We start from the raw sequence: 22,846 nt of genomic DNA, 5'->3' as shown, positions 1-22,846 counted from the left end.
TTTGGATTTACCATAGCGACATTACTTTCTGTTGTTGGTTGACCTTACGGGCAAAATCAAGATAATTGGATATTCCGGCTCTCTTGCGGTCGGCCTCGATGTTGGTTATCGCCTCCTGCATGGTGCCGTAATGACGGAGATATATTTTCAGAGCCTCTTTCTCGGCCCGCTCGGTGGTGTAGGCCCAGTAACATTCCGGCGGCTCCTCGACGCCATACACATCGGAGTTCTGGCCGCGGCATATCCACACCTCTTTGAAGTAGTTGCGTCCCTCCTTGTTATTGAGGGCGTTGACTGTGAATATCTGCTGCTTCTGAATAGGCGTCAGTCCGAGTATGGCCGCTATGTCGCTGTATCTGTCCTTGAATTTCGACTGGTCGAGCAATATCTTCACATCGGAGTTGTTGATTATCGCCTCCTTAACGATGGGAGAGTCGATCACATCGTTAAGCTCCTGTGTCACCACACCGGCTATGCCGTGGAACTTGCGGACGGTCTTATACAGGAACTTTATGTACTCCGCCATAGTGGGCGAGGCTATCGCTTTCCATGCCTCCTCGATTATCAGGGCCTTGCGTCCTTTCTTGATACGCATTTTCTGAAGAAACACGTCCATGATTATCAGCACGATGATCGGGAAAAGCACGGGGTCATCCTTTATCTTGTCAATCTCAAAGACAATGAACCGCTCGTCGAAAAGATTGGTGTCAAGGTCGGAGTTGAGCGTCACCTCCAGCTCTCCACCACGGTAGAACTGTTTGAGGATAGCGGCAAAGTCTCGTATGTCGAAATGTATCTTCTCCAGCGATGTGATCTGCGGTATCCGTTCAAGGGCGAACTCGTAGTAGGTGTTGAAGGAGAGCGACGGCACTTTGAGGCGGCGTTTCTGCTCCTCCATGTGGTCTATCTGCTTGTCAATCTTCATCAGCATCGAGGTCTCGTGCAGCTCTTTCTTATATACCTCAATCTTTGAGGCAGCTTTCTCTTTCTCCGCCTCGGTAGTGGCACGGTCAACAATCATGGCCCTCAGTGCCCGGCACTGGCGGATAATCTTGTTGCGCCGTTCCTCCGAAGGGAGTATGAGGGCGCGGACGGTTGTCTTGGTCTCCGGTTCAGGGGCGTTTATCTGTTCCTCGATGTCACGCATATCGGTGGCGAACTTCTCGTAGTCGTCCTCCATCTTGGCTGCCACAAGCAATTTCTGGCGCAAGCCCTCGCGCTCCGTGTCGGAAAATGAGGTGAACGGATTGAAATATGCCTCGTAATATTCCACTATGGCCTGGTTGACAAGCATATCCTCAATTTTTGAAGGAGCCTCGTTGCCTTTGAAAATCAGGAATATCAGCGATTTGAGAAAATTCTTCTTCTCCCCGAAGTTCTGCTCATATTCCTCGCGTGTCACCTTAAACGGGTTCATCGAGATAGGCTTCTCCTTTGAGTATGAGATATATGTGCCGCCGAAATAGCCGCAAATACCCTCGTAGGAGTCGCCGGTATCGACCATCACGACATCGGTGTTCTGCTCCAACAGCTGCCTTACCACACTGTTCATGTGGAAGGATTTGCCGCTGCCGCTTGGCCCGATGCAGAAGAAGTTGGCGTTGTCGGTCATCTTCACCTTGCCCTCCTTGCCGGTTATGTCTATGCACACCGGGAGTCCCTGACGGTCGGTGTAGAATGTGGTGAGAGGCGTGTCCTCGCACCCTTTGAGGTGTTCCTTGAAGAAAAGGCACAGTGCCGAGTCCGACAGTGTGAGGAACAGGTCATAGTCGGGATTGAAGCCGTAGGCACAGCCCGGAAAGGAGTTGATGAACAGTTCCAGCTGGTTGTAGGCTGTTCGTGACGGCATTATGCCGCACTCGTAGAGTTTGGTCTCAAGAAACGATGTGACCGGTGTAACCTTGTCGGGAGGACAGCTCACGATGATGTTGAAATTGGTGTTGACAAGAAGGGAAGAGTCAACGGCGAGGATGTTGAGAACTTCCTCAATGTCGGCTTTCGCTATCTTGTTGCTCGGATCGGGCATGGAGCCGTGACGTTTCGCCTTACCTTGCAGTTTTCTGAGCAGCTTCCGCTGTCCCGGTATCTGCACCACCTGATTGAACACCACACAGTCGGCGTGGGGCACTTCGGCAAGAAATGAGAACACATCGGTAGCCACGGGATAACCGTTGACACTCATCTCGGTATATGGCTTCACTACCGAGGGGAGATTTATTTCGTCAATATCCACAAGGGGATATGAGCGGATAATGCGGCTGCCTGTCCGCAGGTATTCGTCGGAAGCCTTGAAATTTGTCATGGAGAATGGGCCGTGCTGGAAATGGAACGCCATGAAGCGGTGCAGGTACTCGTTGACCTCCGGCTTTGTCAGCTTGCGGTGGCTTATCCCTTTCTCGGTAAGGATGTCGTCAACTTTGGCGACCTTTGAATGGAAGTCGAGCCATTTCTTGGGGTCGTATTGCACGAACTGTCCGCGCTGCGCCTCCTGTGTCACTATCAGATAGGTTGTGATTTCAGTGAACTCACGGCCCTCGAAGTAATTGAAATAACTCCGGGTCAGGAACTCGGCGTCTTCGGGCACGTCGCGGTGGTAACGCTGGCGGCAGAATATGTCCTGCTTCTGCAAGGCATAGCCCTCGCCGAGCGTCTGGACGATGTTAGCCAGCACGTCCTGAAATACCATGTACCGCTCCGAGTCGGTACACAGCCGGAGAACAGGGTTTGTCATTTCAAAAATGACAGAGGGGGCCCCCTTTGCGTCGAACAGCACCACATTACCGTCCGTTTCCTCCAACTGGGCGTATATCCCGTCGAAGACTTTTTTGTTTTCCTTTGCCATTCAGTGCTTGAATAAATTGTGATAGATAAAGATTCCACGGTCTTTCCGCTTGTTGTGCAGTCCGCCGCGCTGCTTGACATATATTGTCACCAGCCCTGCGGCGGCCATTACAAGCATGGCGATAAACCCCGCGAGCTTTCCCAATGCTATGGAGAACACTATGAACCCCACGAAGGACACTCCTATGGCGGCAGCCGCCAATGTCAGGAAACGTCCGCGTATTCCCATGAACTCCAATGGTTTCTGTAACCCTTTGTAAACCGGATAGCCGTCGTTGTATATCGCCATGACTGTATGGATCTGCGGTTGCTTACTTGAAGAAGAGCGGAAGAGCCTCGCTCAGTGCGATGAAGGCGATACAGCCGCCGATGGTGAGCATGATGGTCTTCTTGACATCCTGGTCGCCGTTCTGCATCTTGAAATAGACGTTGAAGGCACCCACGAGGACAATCACTGCGGCGATCGCCTTCATGAGATTGGAGACAGGGGTCTGGTAGGAGCTTACCTCCTGTGTGGCTTTGGTGAAGCCTGCCGCACCCTTGCTGGCGGCCATCATGTCGGACACGGTGAGCATCACCGCGCCCATAGCAAGCATACCCTTACGGGCGAAGGCTGAGTTGCCGAGGCGTGAGATAGCACGCTGACACTTTGATTTGATTTTCTGCATATACGCTGATTGATAAGTTCTTGAAAAGGTTATCGGGCGTTAAAGGCAATGCAGGGCGTTAAAGGCAGTGTCGGGCAGTAAAGACAACTTAGTTCAATAAAGGCATCGGTTGGAGAGAGAGGTATCGGGTTATACGAATATGGTTAGCGGCAAGTCAGTTGATGTCAAGCAGCGGATTCACATTTGATGATGATTTCTCCGAGGCCGGCGAGGGAGGCATCTTCAGAACTGGTTATGTTGCGGGCTTTTCTTGCAAGCTGTTCAACCGGAAGATAATTTGTCATCAGCGGCTTGGAGAGGGTCGGTTTCTCGGCCGGAGCCTTGACCGGCTTCTTGGCACTCTGTTGACCGCGCTTGATTTCGATTGCCTTGAATGAGTTTGCTTCATCGGATATGTCGATCTCAGCTTCATCGGGTGTGCCGGATTCATCGGCGGCTCCCGTAGGCTTTATGAAAAGATCCATACAGACAAGGACTGCATAATATAATATGAGTACGGCTGTCAGGCAGGTAAAAATAGTTCCGAACATGATTATCAGATTATTTTTGTTGTGAATGATTGTTGTTGCGGCAAGGGGAGAAAAGTAAGGCCGAGGGATGCGCCTCTGTCCTCGTGTCTTGAACAGCGTGCCATGTCAGGACTGAAAAATACGGTGTCATTGCCTCGCATGACCACATATCCGTATTGTTTGAGCCGGTTGCGTAAGATGGCTCGTCGGCGGTTGCCTGTGACCTTGACATTGGTTATCGGGGCAAGTCCTATCCTCAGGCGCAGTCTCTCACGACGTATTATTTCCTTGCGTCTGGAGGAAATGAACCGTGAGGCATCATCGGCATCGCGTTTCAGTCCCAAACGTCCGGCCATGCGTTTGACGGTGCGGAGACTCAATCCTGTCAGGCGTGACAGTTCGGACTGGGAATGAGTGCGGTAATTCTCCATCAGGATTCTCTCAGCTTCCTTGCGTCTGATGTCACGTTCCTTTTCAAGTCCGAGTTCGGCTGCTTTCGCCACCACACACCTCGTACCCACACCGATAGCTGCTGCTATCCGTGTATTCGTGTCGTGCGGATACATCTCACGCAGTGTGCGGAGCATATCATAAGACCATTTGATTGTTCTCATATCCAGTAAGTTTTTATGTGTTGCCGAGTAATGACCTGTTGTTTTTCCTGAATTGCCGAAGCCTGTCAAGATACCGGTTTACAAAAGTCCTGACTATTGCGTTCACAATATCGGAGCGGCATTTGCGGTCGATGTCGCAGGCATCGAGGGAGTCCGCAAGGTCGCGGTCGAGCTTGCATATCATGCGGTCATCTTTTTTCTCCCTGAAATTATACAGGGCAAGGTTCTTTCTGAAAAGCTCCCAGTCATCGTCATTGTCGGGCGACGGCTCAGGTTCGGGAACGGTATGCTGTTCCGGTGCCGGTGGCATGGTCTCCGCTCCGGGAACAAGGTTGCCGAGTCCTCCGAGCAGGTCGTTCAGTTTGGGGTATGGGGTGTCCTGGTTCATTCTTCTTCTGTATTTGGTATGCCGAATATGTCATTGTAAATATGGTCGAAGGCCGGTGAAACTACGAGCATCTGGTCGTCCATGCCGGAGATTGTGCTGAAACGGCGTAGTGTCTGGCGTTTATAAACGGTCGGTGCTATACGCACGTGTTCGCTCAGCTTCTTGTTCACGAGCTTCCATAACTCCTTTTCCTCTTTGGTGCCGACACCCTGTTCTTCAAGATTGGGTATTACATAGTGTACCGTTTTCATGGCATTTCCGATGCTTCGTCTCAATTCGACTATCATGGCGACAAATATAGCGGTGGAGGGTACGGTCAGATTGTCATAGTGGAACGGAGTCAGCAAATAATCCGTATTGGCGAAAAGTGCCAGCAACGCCTGGTCGTTGAGACTGCCTGCCGAGTCAAACAGAGCGAAGTCCACGGCGGCTGAGTTGTGCAGGTTCTCGATCAGCGCGATAAGAGCCGGCTCGTTGCTCATGCTGAAAGGATATATGTTATAAGGCAGCGGCACTCCTGCATAGGTGGCGGTGTCCGCTGTGCGTTTCTTGACGATGGACTGCTGCGGATCGGTGTCGAACACGGTCACGCTGTGCCCCCTTGACACAAGGTAGCTTGCGAAAAGGGCGCACAGCGTTGTCTTGCCGACTCCGCCTTTCTGATTGGCGAATGTGATTATACAGGTTGATTCCATTGATAGAAACTGTCGGTTGGTTTTTGAGCAAAATTATCATGGGCCGATTGCTAAACCCGAAATTCCGAACAGTTTTCATCATCGGATAATGCGATATTGTGTTGAAATGGCTATCTGAGCGTGTAATATAGTGGCTATCACGCACACATTGTCACCGGATAGAAGTCACGGGAAAGCCATTAGTTTTATAAGACGACTGATGTTTTCTTGATAATAGCTCAAACGAGAAGCGCAAGCCGTAAGCACATTATAGTAGCATAGTCGGCAAGGAGTTCATACCCCATTCTCAGGAAATAGTGATTGCATAGGATGCCTTTCCTCTTTCTATTAAGGGTAACCACTGAAAATTGCTTGATATGGAAGAAGATATATACCAGAATTATTACTATATTTGCACTCAAGACCAAGTAATATGCGTAATTCTCGGATTTCAAATGTGGCATTAAAGATAGCAAATAAGCTATCTTTACATCATCATAAACAAATTGCTTATAAATTCCTCAATCATAATAATTTTTTGATGGTAGCGGGGTTTTGTGTAGAACCAAATCGTTTCCAATCTAATACATTTTCTATTAGATATTTCATTCAACCATTATACATAAAATTTGATTATATAGATCTTTCTTTGGGTGATGTGATTGGAGAATGGGAATATACCGAGATAGATACTTCTTTAGATGAAATTTGCCGGGTGTATAATGATAAGCTATCTCATCTAAATTCAATAATTGATGTTGTCAATGCCGTATTGAATTGTCAAATCCGTTTTTATGGTAGTTCGGTTGCACGGACTGAATTATTTGCCTATTCGTATCTTGTCCTAAATGAATATGCTCAAGCTATCCCATTCTTAACTACTCTCATTACGCTAAATGACGATGATAACAAAGAATGGTATTCACCTATAATTTCCTCAGCTACTCACATATGTAAATTAATTCAACATAATAATTATGCAGAAGTCAGCGATATAATGCTTTTGTGGCAGTCATATACTCGCGGCAAATTAGGAGTTTAGGTTATGTATTTTGCTACATAAGCGACCTATGTATATTCTACTGCTACGGTTTAATATCAACAAAACTCGGCTATAAGATATTTGGATTTGTTGGCCCCAAGCTCATGCTGACAGTGAAAATGCACATTATCAAAAATATAATTAGCAAACCGGTAACAATAAGAGTTAGTAATGTAGAAAGCCAGGGATTTAACCGTCTTGATATGAAACGAGCAAACCATCGGACTATAATAATAGCCCCAATGATTGCAATTATCAAAGCCGATATGTAGAAAACTTCTTTCACTGCTCAAAATTAATACATATTCCTGACATAACCCCAAGAAAGATTACATTAACAGACTCCAAATGACGTTTCTAATTAAAATGGCGGTAAAAAGGCCATCGGATAAAAGTCACGGAATTACCTATCGTTTTATCGAGGACTCATCATCTATCCTGTCATAGTCCCCTTTGTAGCCTACTTCCCATTCCCTGTTCTGGCCTTGACCTGACTCCACGTCATGCGGCTTCCTTATTCCGGAACCGGGCTTTCGTCTGACGGCCGCGTTTTGTTTTTTGTCCTCGACGGGATTCTTGACAAACTGGAGCCGTCTTATATCGAAGCCCTCGTTTTCAAGATTTATAAGGACGCGGGCTTTCATGTCAAAGGCATACATTTCTCCCTCAATATCCCGGATTGTAAATCCTGCACTGCGGAGTGTCTGACGGTGTATATAACCTGTGCTGCTGTCAAATATGCTTCTCAGATCTGACAGCCGATTATTGTATTGTGTTGTCCTTGTCCCGTTGATTTCCACCATGTGGGGCACAGTCACCTTTCCGATCGAACAGAGAAAGTCCCGCTCCGCTTCCGTTGCCGGAGCGAATGACTCCACCCATTGAATACGGTTGTTGCGTCTCAGAGCCTCCCACATATGGGAACGGAGAGGACGGCTGTCTCTGCCTCGCCATATCTGCCCTTGTTTCACATAGGCTTTGTACTGGCGGCTCAGTATGTCGTTAAGCTCGCCGATGGTGATTTTTGGATCATTTGCTAACTGGGCGTCGATTTGTGAGTCTATTCTTGCGAACCGTTCATCAGGTGTCGCAAAATCCAGCAGCTCCTTTATCGGATATATCTTGCCTCCGTTGATGACAGCTTTCTTGTTATGGTCGATTATCATATAGCCGTATGGAGAATCTTTCTTTCCGAAAAACACAAGCTCGATACCGAATTTCCTTTTCAGTTCATCGGCGAGTTCTTTCTTGTTGGCGGTCAGGTCTCGGTATTTGGCGAATATGGCGCGGAGCTGTCTCCTGCGCTGGCGGTCGAATGTCGTTGAACGGTAATGTGAGCTGATTTCCTCCAGCGGTATTTTAAGACACACGGCACCGCCACGTTTTATGGATACCACTCCCTCATTGTCGTAACACTCATAACCGAGCGAGTTCATAAGAGCCTTGAACTGTGTGATGGATGCGAATTTATAAGACAAGGCTTCTTCCATATCCCTGTGTGCTTTCTCGTTAATGTCGTTTCCAAGCAACCGCTCGACCACACGTTGCGACCTTACCCGTTCATGGTTATGGTCTATCTTGCGACCGTCCGGTGCCACACGCGATGTTATTATATGTATATGTGTGTTGTCAGTATCGGTATGTCCGTAAACCAGCAGGAGCTGTCCTTCTTCTCCATATCCCATCTCCCGGAGATATTCATGGGCGAAGTCCAGAAGTTCCTGTTCCGTCTTTTCGTGTCCCCGGCATGAAAACGCCATGTGGAACTGCGCTTTCTTGATTCTCGGATTTTTGGAAGAGTAATTTTCAAGATAGGCGACGAGGTCGTCGGGGGTATGGTGTCCCAACATTTCGACCGCATCAAAATTTTTCATTTCCAGCAGATGTGCCGAGCCTTTGGCTACCTTGCGTTCATTATATCCGACTGCATGGAAGCAGGTGCTTGAAGGAAGTATTGTCGCTATCATGTGAATATATGATTAAGATAAAATCACGGTTTGGGATTATATGAGTATAAGGAACCGGGGCTATATGATAATTCGGTTATAGTTGCATCAGATGTTCGGATTATCCGTTCTTCAGTACACTGCGTATTATCTTGCTTACTACATCGGAGTGTTCGGCTATGATTTTATCCATAGTCTTCTTCAAGCCATCTATGGAAGGTATCAGTACCTCTTTATAATATGTCTCGCTCAACAATCCGGCTACGGAAAGTTCGTTGGCGCGTTTCATTGCCTGGTTGAGATTGCCGCCGGCCCAGCCAAGTTCGTCCTTGAATCTCCGGCAGAGCGAGGCCATCTCTTCCACGGCTTGCATACGGTCTTTCGCGTCCTTGTCGGAAAACTCCACAAGTGCGGCACGGATATACGAGCTTATGCTCCTGAATTCCTTTGAGCGGACTTTGAGCCGTTCAAGTTCGGTGTCGGTAAATAGAATCTCTATTCTGTTGGTTCTCTTTTCCATATTTTCCAGTGATTAAAAATCGGCGAGTTGCGAGCTGATTTTCTCCGCCCGACAGGGTGGCAAGTTACTTTTCTTCGGTAAAACTCCGTTTTATCCGGGGAAAAGTACAACTTGCTTAACAAATTCTGCACCTTTGGCACGAGTGCCCTGATGCACTCCCGACCTCGCTTCGCGCGGCGAAGTTAGCTCACTTCGGTTGACCGCGCACAAATTCCGAACATAATCTTTTTATCTGACAACTTGGAACATCGGTACTCAATCAAAGAATAATGATTTGCCCTATGTATCATACACTCTTATTATCACATACTGTCGTTATCGGATAGTGACTGCTGTTGCTGTCACGACAATCACATTATCATATACAGTGATATGGCTTGTATCAGAGCATGAAATGATGTGAAAATCAGATGAATATGTACTAAAATAATGGCTTGAAAATTTGCATAAGTCATTGAAATTTAGTATATTTACATACTCGGAGCATTACTTCGGGCGATAGTTTGATGATGTTGAAATGGCATTATCAGACTATCTGAACATCATAATATCTCTCACCATGTTCGCACTTCTATTGATGATATATCTATTGCCCGTTGCGATAGTCGCAGGATTATTGCTCCGCTTTATCCGATGGTCGCTTGTAATGATTATACGTCTTGCCTGCCGGATTGTGTCTTTGGTATGGCGTATGATTTGTTGGCTGCTTCTGCTCGGCTGGAGAGGATTACGGTCGTTGTGGAGACGGTATCGACACAGGACTGCTCCGTGAAATTTTCTTTAAGGGAGAAAATCAGGAGGGCAGGCATAATCTTCTCCCTGCGGTGGGATTTTTCAGACTGGGAAGCAAGTGGGAAAAACAGTACGGATTTCGGCTGATATGCGCCACCTTTGCCGTCACCTTGACCGACACCTTATCCGCCACTTCTGCCGCCACCATTTCAGACACCCGTTCCGACACATTTACCGCCACTGATACAGACACACTTACATACACTCTTGGGGACACTCTTTCGGACACTTATGGGGACACCTTTGGGGACACTTTTACAGACACCTTTTCCGCCACTTTTTCGGTCAGTGTGCGCCACCTTTTTCGCCACCTTTTTTGAGGCTCCCGGACACCCGTCCACAGCACCGAACTTTTGCCCGAAAACAGGCGTTCAAGTATGAGAACCACAATTTTTAATAGTTAAATATTGTTTATTTGGCAAATATTCGGATAATAAGTGTTAATTTTGTGATGCTCTCGCAGGTAGTGATAAATCAGGGCAATTTTGCCCTCCAAAATAGAGCGGAAAATGTGGTACAAACCGTGGTACATTGCTTCTCAATTATATCAACCAACAAATTGAAAATCAACAAGATAACACCACTCTCACAAGGCCCGCTCGGATCACAGAAGTATTCGGCAGAATACTGCAAAACACTGCAACTGGTTCAGTAGCAGTGTTTTTTCTTTATGTCCAAACGGCATCTGAGTGCGCCCTGTGCGGCTCTGCCGTGTGTAATTCGTGTGCAAGACCAATCGTGTGCAGTTTTGCACACGATTGAGGATGTGGGCTTACAATATACGGTATATCAACACAGTACGGAAGTTGCGAGCCTCAAAAGTGGGGTTTTGAACAAGATTTTGCTCAAATTCAAGGTTAAAATCGTGTGGAATCGGCAATATTTAATATCTATTAACAATATAGACATATATTTGCCGATAATTTGAAATCGAACACAGGCGTTTCCCCTTTGGCAAAAGTCAGTTCCCCCTTGTTAGCATTATAGTTTACCTCACTCTTTTTTATGTTGGGAAGAGAATCTGAGTCTGTTATCTTTTCAATAACAGGATTTCCTGAAATGGAAAGCCCATCTGTGTAGTCACCGATATTGGTTTTCATGCCAAGCGGGGAGTCCTGTATAAAACGTTTTCCGTCATAATCAACAGAATACACAGCTTTGCCGCCATTGTCGGAGATGGTGACAACTGTTTTCCCGCCATGTAGCTGCCAACGCAGTCAACGCCGGAAATGCAGTAGTTGAGTCGTTTGTACGATTACAAGAACTCCAGTCGTTCCAGTTAATCTCGGCTCTAACACCGTGAGGACCATCGCTGAGCCATAAATCAGGGATTCCAAGACGAGGAACACCTGGCGAGGAAAATTTCCCCTGAGCATGACACATCGCTACTTTTTCATCAAGAGTCATACGGTTGAGAACATCTTCCACACGTTCTTGTATTGGATATGAATCATTCTGATATATAGGCATCTCTGCCTTAACTCCCATTGCAGGGATAATGATTAAAGACATTATTACAGACATAGCTTTCATTTCTGTCGTAGTGACTTGAGTTTTATTTGTGCAACCTTAAGACCTATGGCTTCAGCCTTAATAATAACATTACCGGGCTTACCGGTAGACTTAATTACAGCACCGACTTTCCCTTTCCATGCTTTATGGTTTGGGTGATGATAGCCCTGAGTTGATTTGGGGTCTGCACTTCCAGATCCAATCAATTCTCCTTCACCAAGCACTGAAAAAGTTATTTCATTGTCGGCAATAGGGACTAAATTCCCATTTTTATCAACGACCTCTGCCAACACAAATATAAGATCCTGGTTGTTAGCTGTAAGGATATTTCTATTTGCGGTAAGCTTGACAGCCACTGGATTCCCGGCTGTTTCCATGATTGATAAATAATCAGTCTCATCGCCATTTTTATCCAGGGCTACAGATTTTATATTACCCGCCTCATAGGGCACGCTGAATACTGCTTTATACTTTGTGTCATATGTTACTTTTTTGGTATCATATTCTGAGCCATTCACATAAAGTCTTACAGCAGGGAATTTGGTAATAACTTCTATTTCTATAGGCTTACCTTCATATCCGGGCCATGTCCAGCTTTCCCATGAAGGATAAGTTCCCCACATACTTTCATTTATAGAGCCATAATACCCCTCTGGCTCCTTCACATACATGAATAATGAAGGCTTATCACTATAAAGAATTTCTCGATAGTGAGATATAGGCTTGCGCTGATATATCAGGTCGATATCTCCACAATATGAAGAATGCCAGGGCCATTGATCACTTACAAAAAATTCGGTATTATTTTCACCTGCATAATAATACTTTCCTATTCCTGATTCGCCCAAATAGTCAATTCCGGTCCATACGAAATCACCTATCACATAAGGAAGGTTCGCAGTTCTACTCCAGTTGTCAAAAGCATCGCGGGGATAAGACTCCGTCTGCCACATGATTCTGTCGGGCACACGATTATGATCATCTTCGGCCTTATGCATTAGATAATTATAACCTACTATGTCAAGCTCGGCTGCCAAAGGGTCGAAAATGTCCCACTCATGGTCCCAGGTACACAGTGCACTTGTCACAGGACGTGTCGGGTCGAGTTCCCGGCAAAGGTCAGCAAGTTTTTTAGCAGTCTTCACAACTTCAATCTGCTTACGCTCTATTACTTCATTGCCGATACTCCAGCATATTATGGACGGGTGATTTCTATCACGGAGCACGAGAGACTTAATGTCGGCGTCCCACCACTGATCAATGTGTTTGGAATAATCAAACGGTTTTTTCTCCCAACGCCATCCATCAAAAGCTTCGTCAATAACGAGGATTCCCTGACGGTCACACTCGTCAAGAAATGACGGTGCCGGATGATTATGGCTCGTACGAACGGCATTGAATCCAGCCTCCTTAAGCATTTTAACCTTGTGGGCTTCTGCAGCGTCATAGCTTCTTGCTCCGATAAGTCCGTTATCACTATGTACACACGCACCAGTCAACAATACCGGTCTATCATTTAATTTGAACCCTTCAGATACCGAGTATTCAATCTTTCTCACGCCGAAAGTTTCGTCAATAGTATCAATTATGTTTCCATCTTTGTCTTTAAGACAAATTTCCAACGTGTAAATATATGGAGAGTCAATATCCCAAAGCTCTAAGGGGACATCTTTAAACTCTACGTTGTTTGACTCACTGTTTATAGGGGTATTGGTTTCATATAGAAGTTTGCCATCGGAATTCTTTATATAAACACTTGCTGTGAATCCGTCGGATTGACCGTTTACATCAAACGAAGCCTTGACTGTGGATCTATATTTCTCTACCTTGGGCGTGGTGATATAAACCGACCATGGCTTTACATGCGTGTTTGGCAGATTCAACAGCCACACATGACGATATATTCCCGAACCTGTGTACCATCGTGCGTTTCTTTGTTGTGAATTGTCTACAGAAATCGACAGCTCATTCTCGCCCGGTTTGAGATATGAGGAAAGGTCATATAACACAGATGAATATCCATACGGTCTATGGCCTACTAATGAATCGTTTACAAAGACATGGGCGTCCATATACGCTCCCTCAAGATACAGCATATGTCTACCTTTGCCTATATCATCGTTTGTTGCTACCAATGTTTTCTTATACAAACCCTTACCAGCAGGAAGGTACCCGCCGTCATTACCCATGGCAGCGCCTTTGGTAAAGTCATTCAATATACTCCAGTCATGAGGTAGATCAACCATCTGGAAACTGGTTGGCACCTGCTCTCCTTTATCGTTTTGTACAAGGGTGAATTGCCACGCATCGTCAATCAGTTGTTTTCTTTGCGTAGAGTTTATTGCAGAAATGTTTGATCTGGCATTGATTACAAATGCCGGTGTAAGCATAACCACACAAATCGAGAAAATATATCTTAATCTATTCATAAATTTGGTTGTAAAAAAAGGGGAATAAGTATTCACGTATCCCCCTTTTTAAGATTAAATGAAGTCTGGGGCTTATTTCACTGAAATCTGATTTCCGTTGTAGCGTATCTCTCTGACTTTATCATCACCGACAATCTTTACATTAAACTTGCGAGAGAGAGGCATGCCGTCAAAAGATCCACTGCGTTTGCCTATTGTAAGCCTCTTGGCTTTATCATTCCATTTCAAGGGAATAGTAGAATATTTGCCCTTTTCGTAATTATAATTGTCACCCTCGTCCTCATAAAGCAGGAATGAAGCATCTTTTCCGGGATATACGACTATGTCAATATTATCGTATTTGTTTTCATTGGCATACTGTACGTCAGGACCTAATGGGAGAATACTACCCTCCTTAACATATAACGGACATCTTGAAATAGGTGCATCGGCAGCAATAGTCTGCCCGCCGTCAAACAGCTCTCCTGTCCAGAAATCATACCAGCGTATTCCTTCGGGAAGATATACATCATAGGTCTTGGCGGCATTCCAGTCAACTTCTGCGAATTTCCCGGAACGGTCGATCTCTTCAGGAGTAAAGAGCGCTCTGCCTATAGGACAAACCAGCAGATTGCGGCCAAACATAAATTCATCGTTTATATCCCATGTTTTTTTATCGTTTTTAAAGTCCATGAAGAGAGCTCTCATGAACGAATCATCATTTTTTGACACTTGCCAGGCGTGGCTATATATATACGGTAGGAAACGATAGCGTAGTTTTACAGCATCTACAAGGGCGTCATAAACAGGTTCTCCCTTTTTTCCATAGAGATATATTTCACGGGGAGCTCCTGTACCATGGCTTCGCATCATTGTCATGAATGCGCCAAGCTGCATCCATCTTACATATAGTTCTCGGAACTGAGGATTATCTTTTGCTGAAGCCCAACCATTTGTATTGTAGTCGTGGGCAAGGAAACCACTTATGTCTGAATGAACATTTGGATTAGCAGTCAGGGTAAAGTTCAGGCACACAGGTATTTGCTTACGCATTGCATCCCATGACGAAGCTACGTCGCCACTCCATGTATTGGCACCTGTGCGCTGCTGACCAGCAAAATAGGAACGCGTAAAGATAAATGCGCGCTTGGTGCTGTCGACATCGCGCTGATGGTTGTACACGCCCTCTACAGTCATAAGAGGATATGCATTGCGCACCGATCGCAGTGATCCGAGCGCCGTCGGCACATCAAGGTCGCGGTCGTTTTCGTTATAGAAATCGGGATCGGTAGAGTCCATCCACCAGCAATCAACACCCATACGGTGGAGACGTGAGAGATTTTTCCAATATATGTCACGGGCTTCAGCGCTATACGCGTCATAGACTCTTGAACCGCTGGGATAATCATCGCGAGGAGGCCAGCCTGGGAGACCACTGGGAGGGAATGTCTCAAAATCAAGCAGGTGACCTTTGCGAGCCAGTTCGCGATAAGGTTTTGTACCTATGCCAAAAGACTGCCATACAGATACGCTTATATGAGCATTCTGATCATGTACATGATCGATCATCTTCTGAGGTTCGGGAAAACCTTCTGCAAGGAATTCCATTGCATTCCAAAGGAAAGGACTGCCCCAGTATTCCCAGTCCTGTACGATACCATCATAGGGGATTTTCAGGTCGCGATATTTATCCACAACCTCAAGTAATTCAGATTGTGTTGCATAGCGTTCGCGGCTCTGATGAAAACCATAGGTCCAAAGGGGAGCCATAGGCACTTTACCAGAAAGATGACGCATACCGGCTATTACACCGTCGGCGTCGCCGCCGTAGATGAAATAGTAGTCTATGATATCACCGACTTCCGATTCGAGAACAAGTTCACCGGCCATGCCATTTTCGGGTACCGATATGAACGTTGGAGAATAATTATCCCAGTATACGCCGTAACCTTTGACACTCTGATAGAAGTGAGCATAGTCCTCGGTATTAGCCTGTTCCATACGACGTTGCTCGCCGCGCTGATTCAGTTTGCCGTTTTGAAGCATACCGATACCGTATATAGCCTCGTCAGGTTCTACCGAGAATGTTTGCTTTACCTTATAAGAATTACGGTCAGGACCAGTATGGCGAGGCGTGAAAGCATATTCGCCTTCGGTCATCAAGAGATTACCTTTTGAGTCGGCAAAAGACACCTTACCGTTTTCCACTGTGACTGTGAGCTGGTCTGTAGTATATACAGTTTTACCATCCTCTGATTTTTTTACTACTGCAACATTTTCAGGAGTAGCAGTGACTACAAGAGATACATTCTTAGAAGCATCCTCTCCATTATCTCTTGTAACTCTCACTATACCAGGGGTATAGAAGTCAATTTTCTGCGCCAGTAAGCCTGACGAAGAAAAAATGGCGATTACAGCCATGAAAAAAAGTTTCTTCATTGCTTAATTAAAAAATGAATAATGTTATTATTATTGTTCTCGAGAATTCTTTTGTTGTGATGTGGCATACACTCCAACCATAGTACCAGTAAATTTCCTGCAGTCTTAGTGCTTAATATATCAGCAGGAAGTTTCAGCGGCACTTGTTCAAATGAATTATTATCCATTGAATAATAGAACGAATACACACCATGGGATGTATCGGGCTGGAAGAATTGTTCGGTCACACGATAATCAAAATCAGAGAATACGGCTTTTCCGGTCAAGGCTGCCATGTTACATGAGATAGACAAGACGGATATAGTTGAAAAGGCAATAAACAAAAGTACCTTCTTAGTTGTCGATAGCAGATTCATATGAATTTTCGGTATTATTAAGAATATTTACTTGTTCTTCTGATAACTCGGCATAATCAGAAGGTGTATATCCATATAGGTTTTTGAAAGCAGTGGAGAATACACCAGGATTAGAAAATCCTACCGCATAGGCAACTTGTGAAATATTTGTGTCACATGAGCGCAACAATTTTGCTGCCTGTGCAAGCCGGATGTTACGTACAAACTCCACCGGAGAAATGCCGGTGAGATTCTTAATTCTTCGGTGCAGAGTGACACGGCTCATGCCTATATTGTCTGCCAGATCTTCAATCTTAAAATCCGAATTTGAGATATTCTCATTGATGACTGCAGTGAGTTTATCCATAAATATGTCATCATTGCTTTTCATCTTTAATGGCTGTATTTTCTCTTGGATATCTTTATCTACTGACAATCTACCTTTTAATTTTATACGACCATTTATTAGATTTTCACACAAAAGAAGAAGTTCCTCCAACTTAAATGGTTTTGAGATAAAGGCTTCTGCTCCTATATCCCAACCCTTGATCCGTGTCTCATATTCAGCTCTTGTGGTAAGCAAGATAATCGGTATGATAGAGGTGCGTGAGTTGGATTTCAATCGTTTCAAAAGTTCAAAACCATCCATGCGAGGCATCATGACATCTGAAACAATCAGATCTACACCCGAAGTCTGGGCTATGTTGAAAGCCTCGATACCATCTTTAGCCGTTAATACTTTATATTCAATAGACATATTGGTCTGTAAGTACATAAGTATATCCTCATCGTCATCCACGATAAGTAACCGCGGTTTGCGTTTGATTGAATGACTGTTTGGTTTTTCAACCTGGACAATATTATCTCTGAGTATCACAGGACGTTCATGCAATGCATTAGTTTGAATGGGGTTAATAATTTCTTTTTCAGACAAGTGTCCTTTCCCGCAAGGGACTATGACAATGAAACGGCTACCGTTCTCTTCTTTTCGGTTCTCCGCAGTAAGTCTTCCATGGTGAAGGTCTACCAGCATTTTGGTGAGATGAAGTCCAATTCCATAACCTGCCGTTTCATTTGACGCTTGATAAAAGCGTTCGAAAATCTTATTTATTTTCCCTTCATCTAATCCTATTCCGGAATCCTCAACTATGATTTTGGCTTCTTGTTCATCAGACGTAATAGTTACCTTGATTATTCCATTGTCCGGAGTGAATTTAAATGCATTCGCAATAAGGTTGATAATGATTTTATCAAAATTGTGAGGGTCAATCCAAAGGAAAAGAGACTCCTTGTCATGTTCAAATGATAAGGTGATATGACGTTCGGCTGCTACATACTCAAACTCATCAACAATGTTCTTCACAAGAATGACGACATCAGTCTTGATAAACCCAAGTTTCATCTGCCCTTTTTCAATCTTTCTTATATCCAGGATTTGATTCACAAGATTTTCAATTCTCGACGCACTACGCGACATAGTAATTAGAGCCTTTTTTTTCTTGCTGTCGGTCTCGGACTTAATCAATGAAGAAAGTGGACTGACAATAAGAGACAAGGGTGATCGAAGTTCATGGGCTATGTTGATAAACGACCGAAAACGTTCCTCGTGTACTTCCTCCTTTTTCTTTCGATTAAGCTGGCGTTTGTACACATACAGTGTTAACGATATTAACGCTATCACCAGAAATAAATACATGATTATAGCCGTGTTGGATGCATACCATGGAGGGGCTATCGAGATATTGAATTTTCGCACTGGTGAGTAAACGCCATTCTCGTTAGCACGCACTTCCAGATGATACTTACCCGATGGTAAGTAGTTGCACATTACCTTGTTGTCGCCAATTAACAAAGTCTGCCAGCTGTCATTAATCTCAGGTATCCGAAATTCAAACTGTATTGTCTCCCTGTCATCAAAACTAAATGTCGAAAATTCCAGTACCAAGGAGTTGTGCTCAAGGTCAAGATTTATCTGAGAGCACTCACTCCAGTTGTTATCTGCGACCCGGTTACCATTAATATAAGTATCTGCAGAAATTTGTTCGTTGTTAATATAGAGATTGGTTAGTACCGGACAGCCGGGTTCACTGCCTGGCAGTACAACATCTGGTATAAAGTAAGACACCCCTCTGAGTCCACCAAAATACATCCTGCCAGTCGAGGATTTCAAGTACACTGATTTGATATACTCTGTATCGACCAGTCCGTTGCCTGAGATATACGCGTTAATCGCACCTGTTGAAGCATTTAGCTTACCAAGTCCCTTATAGGTCGAGAACCATACGTCGCCGTTATCGGCAACGTTCAAACCACACACCATATTACTCGGCAATCCATCCGACATATAGTAGTGTGCCAACTTACTTTTGTTTACATCATACACATACATCCCCTTACTTGTACCGATCCACATCCGACCGTAGTGATCGCTCGCTAATGCGTAGACGACGTGCGATTTGAGTGCTTCACTGCAATCTAAGTCAAGCATGCGGTTATTATACGGGTCATAGCAATCGATGCCATCGCAATGTCCTATCCATATAAACCCGTTGGAATCACAGTAAAGTGTCATTATGTAATCATTATACAAAGACTTGTCAGTGGCAAGCTGCGTATTGCTAGTTATCGCATTGACTATTTTTCCATTCGCTATCTGCAGAAAACCACTTCCTATGGTCGCTACATACATGCGCCTGTCATTTCCTTCAATCACGTTGCTCAGGTAAGATCTATTGTTTACCTCGTATGTCTCAGCAACGCTTCCATCCTTACGGACCCTGTTTATAATTCCGTCTGATGATACCGTCCATATCATATCATCATGGTCTATAGTCATGCCGGTTATAGATTTGCCTATACTTAAACTGTTGACCAAATGCATGTCTGGGGTATAGCAACGCATATTACCGTCATTAGTCGAGACCCAAATTCTTCCGGCAGAATCTTCTGCAATACCGGTAAGATATTGGTCTATGCTCGGCGTGATATCCTCAAAGGAAAATCTGAACGGATTTGATGAGAGTTGGGCAATTCCTGATTTATGATAGCCAAGCCATAAACGATTCTTGCTATCAAAGAGACACTTGTAAAGATTGTCTGCACTGTATGACCATTCATGGAAATAAATAGTCGGACACTGTTGCTTGTCTTTGAGTTGCCACACACCGCTGTTACGGGTTACTATATACAAAGTTCCATCACACAACGATATTATTTCGCTTATATTTTTGATTGTTGTTCCTGTGAGTTCTATTTTACAGAAGTGCGATTTGGCCTCGTCCCAATAATATATATCGTCTCGAGTCGCACACCAAATATTACCTAATATGTCGACTGTTATGTTCTGAATCATTCCCGGACTGTTTACCGATACTATTTTACTGCGGTCGGGTGTGATGTAGAATATTCTTTGATTGTTGGTTGTTATCCAGATACGCTTATAGCTGTCTTCGGTAATTGTGAGCATGAACTCCGAGTCAAACATGCTGTTGATTTCAGTCAATCGATCGGCTCTCATATCAACAGGGTTGATCCGATAGATGCCATAGCCATTGGTCACAGCCCACATTTCGCCGTTTGACAGCTCTTTCATAGCCATAACTGACGGTTTCTCTCCTCCGGTGAAGTTGACATTCTCAAACGCATCAGAGTAGGAAGAATAACGTTGTAATCCACTGCCGCTTCCTACCCATAACCGATCATCATTATCGACATAAATCATCCCTACGAAATTATTGCACAGTGCGGTCGAGTCATTTTGGTCGGACAGATAGTACTTCATTTTCCATCCGTCAAAACGGTTGAGTCCATTCTCTGTGGCAATCCATATAAAACCGTCAGAGTCCTGCGCCATCGCATTGATTCTTCCACACGTCAACTCAGCATAGTCATAGGTGCGCAGACGCTGAGCGTGCGATACGATACCAAATAATAGTATTATAGATATAATAATGATGCGTAACATAACCATTGTTGTTTCGTTTGCAAAATTACAAAAAAATCATGTTTAACGCCTTAATAACTGATGGTTACACTGTATTTTTTGTATCATACTATTCATCGTATGTGTCAGATGACTTCAGTATTCATCCATTACATCTGGTAAAAGATGTGAAACATAAATTCTTTACACCGATACATCTTGATGAATGAAAGAAACAACATATTCCTCTCCACTCTGAGGCAATGATGTAACTTTGCAAATCCTATATCGTGTGTGCCGTGGTCTGTCATGTTAGGGCAGAATTCATTCAATCATATTATGAATATTTGAAAACGGCTCTACACTTATAGTTGTCCACTACAATAGAGCATTCGCTGTAACGAATATTAATTTTTAATAACAAAATATGATTCTACGTAATATTATAATGTCTGCAAGCCTGTTGCTGTGCCTCAGCGCTTCTGCCGGTGAAGAAAGTCCAGGAGAGAGATTTGCAAACTCTCCTAACCCAGTTATATGGGCAGACGTTCCCGATCCAGATGTGATAAGGGTCGGAGATGACTTTTATATGGTATCCACCACCATGCATTTGATGCCGGGATGTCCTATCATGCACTCAAAAGATCTTGTCAACTGGGAAATAATTAACTATGTTTTTGATACACTGGAGGACTCTCTTCGTTACCATCTCGAAGGAGGGACTGTCTATGGCAAAGGTCAATGGGCTACTTCCTTGAGATATCACGACGGAATGTTTTATGTTATGTTTTCGCCCAATGACGCACCTTTCCAGTCTTATATTTTTGCAGCAAAGAACCCTCGGGATAAATGGGAGCAGGTGTGCCGAACAAACCACTTCCATGATTCATCACTATTTTTTGATGATGATGGCAGGGCATACGTTTTTTATGGTTCCGGCGCTATCAACCTTCGTGAATTAAAACCGGATATGACCGGTGTGAAAGAAGGAGGAATCGACATGACAGTAATCGAGCCTGATGAAGAAGCCAGAGGACTTCACGAGGGCAGTAGAGCAGTAAAGTATAACGGCAAGTATTATATTATGATAATCAACTGGCCCGAAGGACGAAATCGTCGTCAATTGTGTTATCGTGCCGACAACATCACGGGCCCATACGAGAAGCATGTGGTTCTTGAAGATAATCTTGACGGTTTTCCATACGCAGCTCAAGGCACCATTGTAGATGATGTAGACGGAAACTGGTGGGGCTTTATATTTCAGGACCGCGGAGCCGTAGGTCGTGTACCCACAGTTATGCCTTGCCGATGGATTGACGGTTGGCCCATGCTCGGGAATGAAGACGGCAGGATACCAAAGACAATTACTTATACTAATCGAGGAGAAGCGCCATCTCGTATCGTATCAAGTGACGATTTCGACTCAGATACAATAGGCTTAAACTGGCAATGGAACCATTGTCCGGACAATGAATTCTGGTCGTTGACCGACCGGCCAGGATTCTTGAGGCTTAAAACTTCCAGGATTGCCAGAAATATCTATCAGGCTGTTAATACACTCAGTCAGCGTATGGAAGGCCCGGAATGCTTTGGATCCATTAAAATGGATATGTCAAAAATGAAAGATGGTGACATAGCTGGTCTGGCAGCATTCAATGGACATTCAGTTCTATTATCAGTTAAGAAAATGGGACGGAAGAAATATCTTGTCAAACATAACGAATTGGTCAATTTCAGCAACCCCATAACACTCGAGGTTCAAGTCGATGATGAAGAAGAGGAGCGGATAGAGATCAAGGGTAATACAATCTACCTGCGCATCGTTGCTGATTTCCGTCTTGGCAAAGATCTGGCGACCTGTTTTTATAGCCTCGATGGTAAAGTATGGAATGAAATTGGAAATCCATTCCAAATGAGATTTGACTATACTCGTCTTTTCATGGGAACGAGATTTGCGATATTCAACTATGCCACTCTAAATAGTGGAGGATATGTCGATATTGATAAGTTCGACTATAAAAGGGTTGAGGATATCGAGACACAAAAACTTGATAAAACTTTAGGATATAATACACATACGGCTATCCCGTCATCAGCGAGTACCCGTTCCACCTGCCGTTGAATGTCATCAATGTTCTGCTCGGCAAAGTTGCGGGGCTTGCAGACGTAGTTATAACCGTTGAGGAGTTTCAGGTGTGTGAAGTAGTAGCGCTCGGTAGCACCCTCGCCGATGATT

16 protein-coding genes and 1 pseudogene are annotated in these 22,846 nt (G+C 44.6%); 2 read left to right on the top strand and 15 right to left on the bottom strand.

Translation table 11 applies throughout. The features are described from left to right. Positions 1-7 precede the first annotated feature (7 nt). From E7746_RS06060 to E7746_RS06030, 7 genes are all read right to left on the bottom strand, one after another. The gene (locus E7746_RS06060; protein ID WP_016277688.1) at positions 8-2,842 is read right to left on the bottom strand and encodes a TraG family conjugative transposon ATPase; all 2,835 of its coding nucleotides are present in this window, start codon (positions 2,840-2,842) and stop codon (positions 8-10) included. Then, positions 2,843-3,130 (bottom strand): DUF4133 domain-containing protein, encoded by a 288-nt coding sequence (locus E7746_RS06055; RefSeq protein ID WP_032942047.1) that lies wholly within the window; start codon positions 3,128-3,130, stop codon positions 2,843-2,845. 22 nt (positions 3,131-3,152) lie between these two features. Further along, the gene (locus tag E7746_RS06050; RefSeq protein ID WP_016277690.1) at positions 3,153-3,509 is read right to left on the bottom strand and encodes a DUF4134 domain-containing protein; all 357 of its coding nucleotides are present in this window, start codon (positions 3,507-3,509) and stop codon (positions 3,153-3,155) included. A 164-nt stretch (positions 3,510-3,673) separates the two neighbouring features. Next, a complete protein-coding gene (locus E7746_RS06045) occupies positions 3,674-3,973 on the bottom strand; it encodes a hypothetical protein (RefSeq protein ID WP_123617527.1) in 300 nt (99 codons plus the stop codon). Positions 3,974-4,044: 71 nt separating this feature from the next. Beyond that, entirely contained in the window at positions 4,045-4,632 is a 588-nt protein-coding gene (locus tag E7746_RS06040) for a hypothetical protein (RefSeq protein ID WP_016277692.1), read from the bottom strand. A 13-nt stretch (positions 4,633-4,645) separates the two neighbouring features. After that, the gene (locus E7746_RS06035) at positions 4,646-5,020 is read right to left on the bottom strand and encodes a hypothetical protein (protein WP_016277693.1); all 375 of its coding nucleotides are present in this window, start codon (positions 5,018-5,020) and stop codon (positions 4,646-4,648) included. Further along, positions 5,017-5,715, bottom strand: a complete 699-nt coding sequence (locus E7746_RS06030) for a ParA family protein (RefSeq protein ID WP_016277694.1) — start codon at positions 5,713-5,715, stop codon at positions 5,017-5,019. Before E7746_RS06030 ends, E7746_RS06035 begins: the two co-directional genes overlap by 4 nt. A gap of 436 nt (positions 5,716-6,151) precedes the next feature. Here E7746_RS06030 and E7746_RS06025 point away from each other — a divergent pair, with 436 nt between their 5' ends. Then, complete coding sequence (locus tag E7746_RS06025) at positions 6,152-6,736, top strand: hypothetical protein (protein WP_136410199.1); 585 nt, start codon at positions 6,152-6,154, stop codon at positions 6,734-6,736. 407 nt (positions 6,737-7,143) lie between these two features. Here E7746_RS06025 and E7746_RS06020 read toward each other — a convergent pair whose 3' ends face one another. The 8 genes and pseudogenes from E7746_RS06020 to E7746_RS05985 form a co-directional block, all read right to left on the bottom strand. Next, positions 7,144-8,703 (bottom strand): relaxase/mobilization nuclease domain-containing protein, encoded by a 1,560-nt coding sequence (locus E7746_RS06020; protein ID WP_136410198.1) that lies wholly within the window; start codon positions 8,701-8,703, stop codon positions 7,144-7,146. 100 nt (positions 8,704-8,803) lie between these two features. After that, positions 8,804-9,202, bottom strand: a complete 399-nt coding sequence (locus E7746_RS06015) for a hypothetical protein (protein WP_016277697.1) — start codon at positions 9,200-9,202, stop codon at positions 8,804-8,806. Between the two features lie 1,685 nt (positions 9,203-10,887). After that, entirely contained in the window at positions 10,888-11,148 is a 261-nt protein-coding gene (locus E7746_RS15385) for a glycoside hydrolase family 97 N-terminal domain-containing protein (RefSeq protein ID WP_289818844.1), read from the bottom strand. 43 nt (positions 11,149-11,191) lie between these two features. Further along, positions 11,192-11,506: pseudogene (locus E7746_RS06005) on the bottom strand (glycosyl hydrolase); the annotation flags it as partial. A gap of 17 nt (positions 11,507-11,523) precedes the next feature. After that, positions 11,524-13,935, bottom strand: a complete 2,412-nt coding sequence (locus tag E7746_RS06000) for a glycoside hydrolase family 2 protein (protein WP_136410197.1) — start codon at positions 13,933-13,935, stop codon at positions 11,524-11,526. Between the two features lie 72 nt (positions 13,936-14,007). Further along, positions 14,008-16,335, bottom strand: coding sequence for a glycoside hydrolase family 31 protein (locus E7746_RS05995; protein ID WP_238337374.1), 2,328 nt, complete (start codon positions 16,333-16,335; stop codon positions 14,008-14,010). A 14-nt stretch (positions 16,336-16,349) separates the two neighbouring features. Next, positions 16,350-16,628, bottom strand: a complete 279-nt coding sequence (locus E7746_RS05990; RefSeq protein ID WP_136410195.1) for a hypothetical protein — start codon at positions 16,626-16,628, stop codon at positions 16,350-16,352. Between the two features lie 58 nt (positions 16,629-16,686). Next, positions 16,687-20,652: a hybrid sensor histidine kinase/response regulator transcription factor gene (locus E7746_RS05985; RefSeq protein ID WP_168184316.1), complete on the bottom strand. Its 3,966-nt coding sequence runs from the start codon at positions 20,650-20,652 to the stop codon at positions 16,687-16,689. Between the two features lie 385 nt (positions 20,653-21,037). Here E7746_RS05985 and E7746_RS05980 point away from each other — a divergent pair, with 385 nt between their 5' ends. Beyond that, complete coding sequence (locus tag E7746_RS05980; protein ID WP_136410193.1) at positions 21,038-22,732, top strand: glycoside hydrolase family 43 protein; 1,695 nt, start codon at positions 21,038-21,040, stop codon at positions 22,730-22,732. Positions 22,733-22,846 lie beyond the last annotated feature (114 nt).

Origin of the sequence: Muribaculum gordoncarteri (genome assembly GCF_004803695.1) — a bacterium.
Taxonomy (GTDB): Bacteria; Bacteroidota; Bacteroidia; order Bacteroidales; family Muribaculaceae; genus Muribaculum; species Muribaculum gordoncarteri.
This window is presented reverse-complemented; position numbering and strand designations above follow the sequence as displayed.

Excerpts from the sequence above, each read along its gene's own strand:
- E7746_RS06000 (WP_136410197.1), bottom strand. The coding sequence starts at position 13,935 with ATGAATAGATTAAGATATATTTTCTCGATTTGTGTGGTTATGCTTACA.
- E7746_RS06030 (WP_016277694.1), bottom strand. The coding sequence starts at position 5,715 with ATGGAATCAACCTGTATAATCACATTCGCCAATCAGAAAGGCGGAGTC.
- E7746_RS05980 (WP_136410193.1), top strand. The coding sequence starts at position 21,038 with ATGATTCTACGTAATATTATAATGTCTGCAAGCCTGTTGCTGTGCCTC.
- E7746_RS06060 (WP_016277688.1), bottom strand. The coding sequence starts at position 2,842 with ATGGCAAAGGAAAACAAAAAAGTCTTCGACGGGATATACGCCCAGTTG.
- E7746_RS06055 (WP_032942047.1), bottom strand. The coding sequence starts at position 3,130 with ATGGCGATATACAACGACGGCTATCCGGTTTACAAAGGGTTACAGAAA.
- E7746_RS05995 (WP_238337374.1), bottom strand. The coding sequence starts at position 16,335 with ATGGCTGTAATCGCCATTTTTTCTTCGTCAGGCTTACTGGCGCAGAAA.
- E7746_RS06050 (WP_016277690.1), bottom strand. The coding sequence starts at position 3,509 with ATGCAGAAAATCAAATCAAAGTGTCAGCGTGCTATCTCACGCCTCGGC.
- E7746_RS05990 (WP_136410195.1), bottom strand. The coding sequence starts at position 16,628 with ATGGCAGCCTTGACCGGAAAAGCCGTATTCTCTGATTTTGATTATCGT.
- E7746_RS06045 (WP_123617527.1), bottom strand. The coding sequence starts at position 3,973 with ATGGATCTTTTCATAAAGCCTACGGGAGCCGCCGATGAATCCGGCACA.
- E7746_RS06015 (WP_016277697.1), bottom strand. The coding sequence starts at position 9,202 with ATGGAAAAGAGAACCAACAGAATAGAGATTCTATTTACCGACACCGAA.
- E7746_RS06035 (WP_016277693.1), bottom strand. The coding sequence starts at position 5,020 with ATGAACCAGGACACCCCATACCCCAAACTGAACGACCTGCTCGGAGGA.
- E7746_RS06040 (WP_016277692.1), bottom strand. The coding sequence starts at position 4,632 with ATGAGAACAATCAAATGGTCTTATGATATGCTCCGCACACTGCGTGAG.
- E7746_RS06020 (WP_136410198.1), bottom strand. The coding sequence starts at position 8,703 with ATGATAGCGACAATACTTCCTTCAAGCACCTGCTTCCATGCAGTCGGA.
- E7746_RS05985 (WP_168184316.1), bottom strand. The coding sequence starts at position 20,652 with ATGTTACGCATCATTATTATATCTATAATACTATTATTTGGTATCGTA.